This window comes from Streptomyces sp. DvalAA-14 (assembly GCF_900091855.1).
Lineage (GTDB): Bacteria > Actinomycetota > Actinomycetes > Streptomycetales > Streptomycetaceae > Actinacidiphila.
Map to the genome: position 1 here is coordinate 20,116 of NZ_FMCH01000009.1, position 10,299 is coordinate 30,414.

General features: G+C 73.5%; 9 protein-coding genes and 1 pseudogene. 1 reads left to right on the forward strand and 9 read right to left on the reverse strand.

Features of this window, described 5'->3' with window-relative positions:
- Nucleotides 1–2: 2 nt before the first annotated feature.
- From cysD to GA0115240_RS00460, 9 genes are all read right to left on the reverse strand, one after another.
- A complete protein-coding gene (gene cysD / locus GA0115240_RS00425) occupies nucleotides 3–935 on the reverse strand; it encodes a sulfate adenylyltransferase subunit CysD (RefSeq protein WP_093734632.1) in 933 nt (310 codons plus the stop codon).
- Nucleotides 932–1,471, reverse strand: a complete 540-nt coding sequence (cysC, locus tag GA0115240_RS00430; protein ID WP_237554487.1) for an adenylyl-sulfate kinase — start codon at nucleotides 1,469–1,471, stop codon at nucleotides 932–934. The genes cysD and cysC overlap by 4 nt, the downstream gene beginning before the upstream one ends.
- A 20-nt stretch (nucleotides 1,472–1,491) precedes the next feature.
- A complete protein-coding gene (locus GA0115240_RS00435; protein WP_176724947.1) occupies nucleotides 1,492–2,196 on the reverse strand; it encodes a phosphoadenylyl-sulfate reductase in 705 nt (234 codons plus the stop codon).
- A complete protein-coding gene (locus GA0115240_RS00440) occupies nucleotides 2,193–2,372 on the reverse strand; it encodes a hypothetical protein (RefSeq protein ID WP_093734635.1) in 180 nt (59 codons plus the stop codon). Before GA0115240_RS00440 ends, GA0115240_RS00435 begins: the two co-directional genes overlap by 4 nt.
- Nucleotides 2,369–4,090: a nitrite/sulfite reductase gene (locus tag GA0115240_RS00445; protein ID WP_093734636.1), complete on the reverse strand. Its 1,722-nt coding sequence runs from the start codon at nucleotides 4,088–4,090 to the stop codon at nucleotides 2,369–2,371. Before GA0115240_RS00445 ends, GA0115240_RS00440 begins: the two co-directional genes overlap by 4 nt.
- Nucleotides 4,091–4,271: 181 nt before the next feature.
- Nucleotides 4,272–4,355, reverse strand: coding sequence for a putative leader peptide (locus tag GA0115240_RS39085; RefSeq protein WP_346267906.1), 84 nt, complete (start codon nucleotides 4,353–4,355; stop codon nucleotides 4,272–4,274).
- 60 nt (nucleotides 4,356–4,415) lie between these two features.
- Nucleotides 4,416–4,952: a GNAT family N-acetyltransferase gene (locus GA0115240_RS00450; protein WP_093734637.1), complete on the reverse strand. Its 537-nt coding sequence runs from the start codon at nucleotides 4,950–4,952 to the stop codon at nucleotides 4,416–4,418.
- Nucleotides 4,953–5,058: 106 nt separating this feature from the next.
- Complete coding sequence (locus GA0115240_RS00455) at nucleotides 5,059–6,333, reverse strand: GAF domain-containing protein (RefSeq protein ID WP_256069360.1); 1,275 nt, start codon at nucleotides 6,331–6,333, stop codon at nucleotides 5,059–5,061.
- 322 nt (nucleotides 6,334–6,655) lie between these two features.
- Complete coding sequence (locus GA0115240_RS00460; RefSeq protein ID WP_093734639.1) at nucleotides 6,656–8,293, reverse strand: acyl-CoA dehydrogenase family protein; 1,638 nt, start codon at nucleotides 8,291–8,293, stop codon at nucleotides 6,656–6,658.
- A gap of 18 nt (nucleotides 8,294–8,311) precedes the next feature.
- Here GA0115240_RS00460 and GA0115240_RS00465 point away from each other — a divergent pair.
- Nucleotides 8,312–9,421, forward strand: a pseudogene (locus tag GA0115240_RS00465) (YihY/virulence factor BrkB family protein); the annotation flags it as partial.
- Nucleotides 9,422–10,299 lie beyond the last annotated feature (878 nt).

Below are 10,299 nucleotides of genomic sequence, written 5' to 3' on the forward strand. Positions count from 1 at the left end.
GGTTAGAAGTACCCCTCGCGCTTGCGGTCTTCCATCGCGGCTTCCGACATCTTGTCGTCCGCCCGGGTGGCACCCCGCTCGGTCAGCCGGGAGGCGGCGATCTCGGCGATCACCGCGGCGAGCGTGGTCGCCTCGGAATCGACCGCGCCGGTGCAGGACATGTCGCCGACCGTGCGGTAGCGCACCAGCCGGGTCTCCACCGGCTCGCCCGGCTTGGGGCCGCCCCACTCGCCCGCGGTCAGCCACATGCCGGACCGGTTGAACACCTCGCGGCGGTGGGCGAAGTAGATCTCCGGCAGCGCGATGCCCTCCCGCGCGATGTACTGCCACACGTCCAGCTCGGTCCAGTTGGACAGCGGGAACACCCGGACGTGCTCGCCGGGCGCGTGCCGGCCGTTGTAGAGCGACCACAACTCGGGGCGCTGACGGCGCGGGTCCCACTGGGAGAACTCGTCGCGCAGCGAGAACACCCGCTCCTTGGCGCGGGCCTTCTCCTCGTCGCGGCGCCCGCCGCCGAACACCGCGTCGAAGCGGTGCCGCTGGATCGCCTCGGTCAGCGGCACGGTCTGCAGCGGGTTGCGGGTGCCGTCCGGCCGCTCGCGCAGCCGTCCGTCGTCGATAAAGTCCTGCACCTTCGCCACGTGCAGGCGCAGGGAGTGCTCGGCGACCGTACGGTCCCGGTACGCCAGCACCTCGGGGAAGTTGTGGCCGGTGTCCACATGCAGCAGCGTGAACGGCACCGGGGCCGGCGCGAACGCCTTCAGCGCCAGGTGCAGCATGACGATCGAGTCCTTGCCGCCGGAGAACAGGACCACCGGCCGCTCGAACTCGCCCGCCACCTCGCGGAAGATGTGCACCGCCTCGGATTCCAGCGCGTCCAGATGGGTGAGCGCGTACGGGCTGTCCTTGGCCCCGGCGTTCGCCACGGTCGTCATACGGTCAGGCCCCTTTCGGCAAGCAGCCCGTGTACGGCCGCCGCGGACTCCTCGACGGTGCGCCCTTGCGTCTCGATCCGCAGGTCCGGCCGCTCCGGCGCCTCGTACGGGTCGTCCACGCCGGTCAGGCCGCTGAGCCGGCCGGCGGCCTGCTCGGCGTACAGCCCCTTGACGTCCCGCACCGAGCAGACGTCCACCGGGGTGGCCACGTGGATCTCCAGATAGCCGGTGCCCTGGGCCTGGTGGTGCTTGCGCACCGCCTCGCGGCTGTCGGCGTACGGCGCGATGACCGGTACCAGCACCAGCACCCCGTGCGAGGCGAGCAGTTCGGCGACGAAGCCGATCCGCTGCACATTGGTGTGCCGGTCCTCGCGGCTGAAGCCCAGGCCCGAGGACAGGAACGCGCGGATCTCGTCACCGTCGAGCACCTCGACCGGCCGGCCGCCGTCCCGCAGCCGTCCGGCGAGCTCGTGGGCGATGGTGGTCTTGCCCGCGCTCGGCAGACCGGTGAGCCAGACGGTGGCCCCGGTGCTCATCGTGTCCTCCCGTCGTGTGGTCACAGATGGATTCCGCACTCGGTCTTGCCCAGTCCCGCCCAGCGTCCGGCGCGGGCGTCCTCGCCCGCCAGCACCCGGCGGGTGCAGGGCGCGCAGCCCACCGAGGTAAAGCCGTCGGTCAGCAGCGGGTTGGTCAGCACCCCGTGCTCGGCGACGTAGGCCTCCACGTCGGCCTGCGACCAGCGCGCGATCGGGGCGATCTTCACCTTCTGCCGCTTGGCGTCCCAGCCGACCACCGGGGTGCCGGCCCGGGTCGGGGACTCGTCGCGGCGCAGGCCGGTGGCCCACGCGTCGTAGCCGCGCAGGCCCTCCTCCAGCGGGGCGACCTTGCGCAGCGCGCAGCAGCGGTCGGGGTCGCGGTCGTGCAGCTTCGGCCCGTACTCGGCGTCCTGCTCGGCGACGGTCTGCCGCGGGCTGAGCGTGATGACGTGCACGTCCATCACGGCGGCCACCGCGTCCCGGGTGCCGATGGTCTCGGGGAAGTGGTAGCCGGTGTCGAGGAACACCACGTCCACTCCGGGCATCACCCGCGAGGCCAGGTGGGCGACGACGGCGTCCTCCATCGAGGACGTCACGCAGAAGCGGCGGCCGAAGGTGTCGGCGGCCCAGCGCAGGATGTCCGGCGCGGAAGCCTCCTCCAGGTCGGCTGCCGCCTGCTCGGCGACCTGCCGCAGTTCCGGCGCGGTGTGCGGTGCGGTGGTCACGGGGCGCCTCCGGGTGGGGGATCGGCCTTCAGTCCGCGGGCCAGCAGGCCGAGGAACTTCAGCTGGAAGGCGCGGTTGCACGCCCGGCATTCCCAGGCGCCGTGGCCCTCCTCGGACGGGCGCAGGTCCTCGTCCCCGCAGTACGGGCAGTAGAACGGGGCGGCGCGCTCGGTCATGCCAGCGCCTCCTCGGAGGCGCGGGCCGCCCACTGGGCGAACCGCTCGCCCTCGGTGCGCTCGGCCTGGAAGCGGGTGAGCAACCGCTCGACGTAGTCCGGGAGTTCGGCCGCGGTCACCTTCAGGCCGCGGACCTTGCGGCCGAAGCCGGGGTCCAGGCCCAGGCTGCCGCCGAGGTGCACCTGGTAGCCCTCGACCTGCTCGCCGTCCGAGCCGGTGACCAGCTGGCCCTTGAGGCCGATGTCGGCGACCTGGATGCGGGCGCAGGAGTTGGGGCAGCCGTTGATGTTGATGGTGACCGGCTGGTCGAACTCCGGCAGCCGGCGCTCCAGTTCGTCGATCAGCGAGGCGCCGCGGGCCTTGGTCTCGACGATGGCGAGCTTGCAGAACTCGATGCCGGTGCAGGCCATGGTGCCGCGCCGGAAGGGCGACGGGGTGACCTGGAGGTCCAGTGCCTCCAGGCCGGCGGTCAGCGACGCGACCCGGGACTCCTCGACGTCCAGCACGATCATCTTCTGGTCGGTGGTGGTGGTCAGCCGGCCCGAACCGTGCCCCTCGGCGAGCTCCGCGATCTTGGTGAGCGTGGCGCCGTCGATCCGGCCGACCCGGGCGGCGAAGCCCACGTAGTAGCGGCCGTCGCGCTGCCGGTGCACACCGATGTGGTCCCGCCACACCTGGCCGGGCTGTTGGGGCGCCGGGCCGTCCAGCAGCGGGCGCCCGAGGTAGTCGTCCTGCAGCACCTGGCGGAACTTCGCCGCGCCCCAGTCCGCGACCAGGAACTTCAGCCGGGCGCGGGTGCGCAGCCGGCGGTAGCCGTGGTCGCGGAAGATGCCGATCACCCCGGCCCACACCTCCGGCACCTCGTCCAGCGGCACCCAGGCGCCGAGCCGCACCCCCAGCTTGGGGTTGGTGGACAGGCCGCCACCGACCCACAGGTCGAAACCGGGGCCGTGCTCGGGGTGTTCGACGCCGACGAAGGAGATGTCGTTGATCTCGTGCACCACGTCCAGCAGCGGCGAGCCGGAGATCGCGGTCTTGAACTTCCGCGGCAGGTTGGAGAATTCCTTGCTGCCGATGTACCGCTGCTGGATCTCGTCGATCGCGGGCGTGCCGTCGATGATCTCGTCGGCCGAGATACCGGCCACCGGCGAGCCGAGGATGACCCGCGGGGTGTCGCCGCACGCCTCGGTGGTGGACAGGCCGACCGCTTCCAGCCGCCGCCAGATCTCCGGGACGTCCTCGATCCTGATCCAGTGGTACTGGATGTTCTGCCGGTCCGTCAGGTCGGCGGTGCCGCGGGCGAACTCCTGCGAGATCTCGCCGATGACCCGCAGCTGGGCCACGCTGAGCCGGCCGCCGTCGATCCGGACCCGCATCATGAAGTAGCGGTCGTCCAGCTCCTCCGGCTCCAGGATCGCGGTACGCCCGCCGTCGATGCCGGGCCGGCGCTGGGTGTACAGCCCCCACCAGCGCATCCGGCCGCGCAGGTCGGCGCCGTCGATGGAGTCGAAGCCGCGATGGGCGTAGATCGTCTCGATGCGCGTGCGCACATTGAGGCCGTCGTCGTCCTTCTTGGTCTGCTCGTTGGCGTTCAGGGGCGTGAAGTGCCCCATGGCCCACTGGCCCTCGCCTCGATGGCGCCCGGCCTTGCGGCGTGCGGCGGGGGCCGCCGCTGGGGCGCTCCCCTCGGGGGTCTGCTGGTCAGGGCTGGAAGCCATGGCGATGCGTCCTTCGGGCAGGCAGGGATACGGTCAGTGCGGCGCGGATGCACCCTACGGCCTGGGGAATACGGGCTGTCGTTCCTGGTGGGACGGCGGAGGCTTCCGCGTGTCCACAGCGACGGGGACGGCAGGCGGTGCAGGTGCGGGGAGGCGAGGGCCGGCGCTGGCTCCGGTGGGCTCAGCTGTCCGGACAGATGGCGCTGGACACGCGGCAGAAGTCGACGTGCGGCCGACCTACCAAGGCGATTCCAGTGCGTGACATGTCGAAAGCGTGGCACGCGGGTCTCCGGGGAGTCCACCGTGATCCACGATGTGGACTTGTTTATCCCACCATCTGAGACGTCGTGGTGTGGGTCACCCGGAAGCCGCGGCGCCGGTAATTGGCCAGCGCGTGCGGTCCGTCCAGCGAGCAGGTGTGCAGCCACACCCGCCGGGTGGCCGCCCGCCCGGGCCACCGGTCCGCCAGATCCCACGCCCGCGCGGTGCCGTACGACAGGAGATGTCCGCCGATGCCGAGGCCGCGCGACTGCGGAAGCAGCCCGAAGTACTCGATTTCGACCGCCCCCTCGTCCTGCGCCGCCAGCTCCAGGTAGCCGGCCGGCGTGCCGTGCCGGTAGGCCACCCACACCTCGTGGCCGGGCTGCTCCATCAGGCGCTGCCACTGCTCCGGCGGCCACGGCAGCCGGTCGGTCCACGAGCAGTCGCCGCCCACCGCCGTATACAGGAAACGGCCGAACACCCCGGACGGGATCTCGGCCCGGACGATCCGCACCCCCGCCGCCGGTGCCGGCGCCGGGGCCGGGCGCAGCTCCCCGGGCGCGCCGAGTTCGAGGTACCAGGTGGTGAGGGTCGCGGTCATGGCGCCCACCCTAGGCGGCGGTGCGTCGGAGCCGGCGGGCCGGCGTCGATCGGCCGGCGGTGCGTCGGAGCCGGGGGCCGGCTCCCACCGGGCGGCCGCCCCGCGGTCAGAGCCGGGCGGCCAGCACCGCCGGGGCCAGCGAGTGCGGCAGCAGGTCCAGCCCCCGGGGCGGGCGGACCACCTCGACGTCCACCCCGTCGGCGAAGCGGTAGGGGCGGTGGGCCAGCACCCCCGCGAGATTGCGCCGCAGCCGTGACAGCTCGGCGCGGACCGTGACCGTACGGCTCGGGTCGCCGAACAGATCCGCCGCCAGTTCGGCCGCGGTCCGGCCCGAGCGGTGCACCGCCAGGACGAACAGCAGTTCCGCGTGGCGCGGGGTGAGCCGCTGGGCCCAGCCGCCGGCCGGACCGGACACCGTCACCAGCGCGTCGCGCGGCCGGCTCAGGTCGAGCACCACCCGGCTCGCAGCCGGCGGGCGCTCCCGGCCGTTCACCCGGATCAGCCAGCCGCCCGGCAGCGGCTCCAGCGCGCACAGCCCGAGCGCGGGCAGCCACACCTGCCCGGCCGCCACCGACACCGGCAGCGCCACCCGGTCGGTGGGCGCCATCCCGCGGACCGCGGCCGTCCAGCCGTTGCGGTCCACCGCCAGCGCCTGCCCCTCGATCCGGGCCAGCAGCGGTGCCGCGACCGAGCGCAGCCGCTCCACCGCCGCCCAGTGCCGGGCCCGCAGCTCGCCCTCGGCGAGCCGGGCCACCGCCGACACCAGCGACAAGGTCGCCGGGTGCACGGTGGTCGCCGGTCCGCTGATGTCCACCACCCCCAGCAGCCGGCCGTCGCGCGGATCGCGCAGCGGCGCGGCGGCGCAGGTCCAGCCGTGGTAGGTGCGCACGAAGTGCTCGGCCGAGTGCACCTGAAGCGGGCTGCCGATGGCCAGCGCGGTACCGATCGCGTTGGTGCCCACCATGTCCTCGGCCCAGGACGCGCCTTCGGTGAAGCCCACCCGGTCGGCGCTCCTGAGCACCGCGAGGCTGCCGTCCCGCCACAGCAGCCGGCCGTCGGTGTCGGTGATCACCATGATGTGCCAGGCCGCGTCCGCCACCGGGACCAGCCCGTCGCGCAGCACCGGCAGCACCGCGGCGAGCGCCGTGACCTGCCGGCGCCGCTCGATCTCGTCGGTGCCCAGCGGAGCGGCGGCCCGGCCGGTGTCCGGGTCCACCCCGGAGCTGAGCGCCCGGGTCCACGACGCGCCGATCACCCCCCGGGGCGGCCGGGGCGGCACAGCACCGGCGAGGATGGCCTCGCGCACCGACGCGAGCAGATGCGCCGACGTCCGGACGTCCAGGGTCTCCAGCCGTCCCGGCCCGATCGGTAGATGTGCCACAAAGCCCCCGCCCTGGTCGCCTGCCGGTACCGCTCCCATGGTCCCGTCCCGTGCCCCGCCGCGTCCGGCCCCGGACCGGGATTGCCGGACCGTGCATGCAACGGGCTGCAACGGTTGCGAGACTATGCCACTTCGACGGAGAGTGACGGTACGTCACCTGATCGGCAACGTCGGTTGCGTGCGTGCCGCATGGACGGCGGCTCGACGGACCGAGGGTGGTGCCGAGTCGGCGCGGCGCCACCCTCACTCACCGCCTCTTCACTCAACGCGTCCTCGCTGACCGCGTTCTCGCTGACCGCGTTCTCGCTCGGCGGGTCCTCGCTCAGTGCTCGTCGGGCCTGGCCCGGTCCACGATCGCCGCCAGGTCCAGCGTGTGCGGCAGCGTCCCGAAGGTGGCACCCCAGTCCCCGCCCAGCCGCGACGCGCAGAAGGCGTCGGCGACCGGAGCCGGCGCGAACCGCACCAGCAGCGAACCCTGGAGCACCAGCGCCATCCGCTCCACGATCCGCCGGGCGCGCGCCTCGATGCCGTCCAGGTCGGCCAGTTCGCCCAGCAGTTCCTTGATCGACCGGTCCAGCCGGTGATCGGCGCCGCGGGCCAGGCCGATCTCGCCGAGGAAGGCGTTCAGCGCCAGCGGCTCGCGCTGCAGCACCCGCAGCACGTCGAGCGCCTGGACATTGCCCGAGCCCTCCCACACCGAGTTCAGCGGCGACTCGCGGAAGATCCGCGGCATCCCCGACTCCTCCACGTAGCCATTGCCGCCGAGGCACTCCAGCGCCTCCGCCGCCACCGCCGAAGTCCGCTTCGTCACCCAGAACTTGGTGACCGCCACCGCCAACCGGCGCAAGCTCCGCTCCTGTTCGGTGTCCGCGTCGTAGGCCGCGGCCAGGCGCAGCGCGGTGGTGGTCGCCGCCTCCGACTCCAGCGCCATGTCCGCCAGTACGTTGCGCATCAGCGGCTTGTCCACCAGCGGCCCGCCGAACGCGCCGCGGTGGGTGGCGTGGTGGACGGCCTGGGCGACCGCCTGGCGCATCAGCGCGGCCGAGCCGAGCGCGCAGTCCAGCCGGGTCGCCGCCACCATCTCGATGATGGTCGCCACCCCGCGGCCCTCGTCGCCCACCCGCTGGGCCCAGGTGCCGGCGAACTCCACCTCGGCGGAGGCGTTGGAGCGGTTGCCGAGCTTGTCCTTCAGCCGCTGGATCGCGAAGACGTTGCGGCTGCCGTCCGCCAGTACCCGCGGCAGCAGGAAGCAGGTCAGCCCGCCGGGGGCCTGCGCCAGGACCAGGAAGGCGTCCGACATCGGCGCCGAGCAGAACCACTTGTGACCGGTGAGCGAGTAAGTGCCCTCCTCCGCCAGCGGTTCGGCCCGGGTGGTGTTGGCCCGTACGTCCGAGCCGCCCTGCTTCTCCGTCATGCCCATCCCGAACAGCGCGCCCGGCTTGCCGCCCGGCGCCGTCAGCCGCTCGTCGTAGATCCGCGAGCCCAGCCGCGGCTCCCACTGCGCGGCCAGCTCCGGATCGGTGCGCAGCGCGGGCACCGCGGCGTGCGTCATCGACACCGGGCAGCTGTGTCCCGCCTCGGCCTGCGACCACACCAGGAAGCCGGCCGCGCGCCGCAGATGGCCGTCGGGCCGCGACCAGGCGTCGGTCAGCCCGGCGCCGACCGCGTGCCCGAGCAGCCGGTGCCAGGACGGATGGAAGTCCACCTGGTCGATGCGGTTGCCGTAGCGGTCGTGGGTGCGCAGCACCGGGGTACAGGTGTTTGCCTCCGTCGCCCAGGCCTGCGCCGCGGCCGACCCGGCCGCCCGGCCCAGTTCTGACAGCTCCGCGGTGAGTTCCGGCAGGCGGGCCGGGTCGGCGTGCCGGGCCACGGCCTCGGTCAGGGCGCTGTCGGTGGCGTAGAGGTCCTGGCCGACCAGCGGCGGTACCTGGTTCAGCACCGTGTGGGTGGGAGTGCTCATGGCAGATAACGTAAGGGGGTGCGAGCAGCAGAAGGAAGAACCCACCGGCGGCCCAACCGGTGGCGCAGGGTCCGCGCCCTGTACCGCAACCTCTCCAAACGCAAGGTGGCCTGGCTGCTGCTCAAGGACACGGTGGAATCGTGCATGGAGTACCGCGTCACCGGGCTGGCCGCGGAGGCCGCCTTCTTCGTGCTGCTGTCGCTGCCGCCGCTGCTGCTCGGCCTGGTCGGCGCGCTCGGCTACGTGGACACGGTGATCGGCCTCGACACCATCGACCACATCCGGCACAGCATCCTCAGCGCGTCCTCCACCGTACTGTCGGACAAGGGCGTCAACGACCTGGTCAAGCCGCTGGTGGACGATGTCTTCCACGGCCGCAGACCCGATCTGGTGTCGCTGGGCTTCCTGATCGCCCTGTGGTCGGGATCGCGCGCGGTGAACGTCTTCGTGGACACCATCACCATCATGTACGGCCTGGAGGGCCGCCGCGGCATCGTCAAGACCCGGCTGATGTCCCTGGTGCTGTACGTGGTCGCGCTGGTGCTGGGTGCCGCGGTGCTGCCGCTGCTGGTGGCCGGCCCCGACGCGGTGACCGCCTGGCTGCCCGGCGGCGCGGGCGTGGTCCACGTGCTGTACTGGCCGGCCGTGCTGCTGGCCTCGGTCGCCTTCCTCACCACGCTCTACCACGTGTCGGTGCCGGTGCGTTCGGCCTGGTACGAGGACGTGCCCGGCGCGCTGGTGGCGCTGCTGATGTGGGCCGTGGGCAGCTTCGTCCTGCGGATCTATCTCACGCACAGCGTCGAGGGGCCGACCATCTACGGATCGCTGGCCGCGCCGGTCGCGGTGCTGTTGTGGATCGGGGTGTCGGCGTTCGCGGTGCTGGTCGGCGCGGCGGTCAACGCGGCCGTGGACCGGGTGTGGCCGTCGCTGGCCACCGCCGCGGCCCGCGAGGAGAACGCCCGGCTGCGGGAGGCCGCCGCGGCGGAAGTGGTGGCCCGGGCGGCCGCCGACCTGGCGGCCGTGGAGAGCGGCGAGGACGAGGAGTACTACGGCGCCGACGACGCGCCCTCGGAGTATCCGGAGCGGTGGGCCGGCTTCCTGCCGCCGAGCGATCTGCGGGCCAGGCTCCGGCCGCGGCGGACGGCGCCGGTGGAATATCCGGGGCTCGGGCAGCTGCCGGATCAGGGGCAGGGCCAGGATCAGCGCCAAGGCCAAGGCCAAGGCCAAGGCCAAGGCCAAGATCAGGGCCAGGATCAGGGCCAGGGCGCGCCGTCCGTGCCGGGTCCCGCCAGGCCGAGTCCGGTGCCGGTGCCGGGTCGCCCGGGACAAGGACTGGGGCACGTCCCGCCGCAGGGGGAGCCCTTCCCGCCCCAGCAGCCCGGTGGTGGGGCGGGGCAGCCGTCCGGCCCGGTGCAGTATCCGGCCCCGGGCTACTACGGCTCGCCCGCCGCGCCGCCGGGACCGCCGGACGGCGGGACGGCCGGACCGCCCCGCGTCCTGCCGCCGCGACCGCCCGAACCGCCCTACCCGCCGGTCGCCGCGCCCTGGCCGGGGGACGAACAGGACCGCTGACCCACCGCGGCGGCCGGCCCGGCCACTGTCCCGGGCACTATGGAGACATGGACAGCGTCTACCGGGAACGGGCCGCGCGCGTGCCGGGTGTCACCGTGTGGACCCGGAGCAACGCCGGCGGGCGCTACCGCGTGCTGCCGGACGGCTGCATGGACCTGATCTGGTACGACGGCGCTCTGCTGGTGGCCGGCCCGGACACGGTGGCGCAGCTCGCGGACGACCGGCCGGGCGCCGCGTACGCGGGGCTGCGGTTCGCCCGGGCGCGGGACCCGGCCTGCTGGGCGTCCCGGCCCGGGAGTTCGCGGAACCGGCCGAGTGCCGCTCGACGCGGTGTGGGCCGGGCCCGCCGCGCGGATGCTCGCCGAGCGGATCGAGGCCGACCCGGCGGCCGGTCTCGAGAGCTGGGCGGCGGCCCGGGTGGCCGCCGCGGGCCG

Excerpts from the sequence above, each read along its gene's own strand:
- cysD (WP_093734632.1), bottom strand. The coding sequence starts at position 935 with ATGACGACCGTGGCGAACGCCGGGGCCAAGGACAGCCCGTACGCGCTC.
- cysC (WP_237554487.1), bottom strand. The coding sequence starts at position 1,471 with ATGAGCACCGGGGCCACCGTCTGGCTCACCGGTCTGCCGAGCGCGGGC.
- GA0115240_RS00440 (WP_093734635.1), bottom strand. The coding sequence starts at position 2,372 with ATGACCGAGCGCGCCGCCCCGTTCTACTGCCCGTACTGCGGGGACGAG.
- GA0115240_RS00445 (WP_093734636.1), bottom strand. The coding sequence starts at position 4,090 with ATGGCTTCCAGCCCTGACCAGCAGACCCCCGAGGGGAGCGCCCCAGCG.
- GA0115240_RS39085 (WP_346267906.1), bottom strand. The coding sequence starts at position 4,355 with ATGTCACGCACTGGAATCGCCTTGGTAGGTCGGCCGCACGTCGACTTC.
- GA0115240_RS00450 (WP_093734637.1), bottom strand. The coding sequence starts at position 4,952 with ATGACCGCGACCCTCACCACCTGGTACCTCGAACTCGGCGCGCCCGGG.
- GA0115240_RS00460 (WP_093734639.1), bottom strand. The coding sequence starts at position 8,293 with ATGAGCACTCCCACCCACACGGTGCTGAACCAGGTACCGCCGCTGGTC.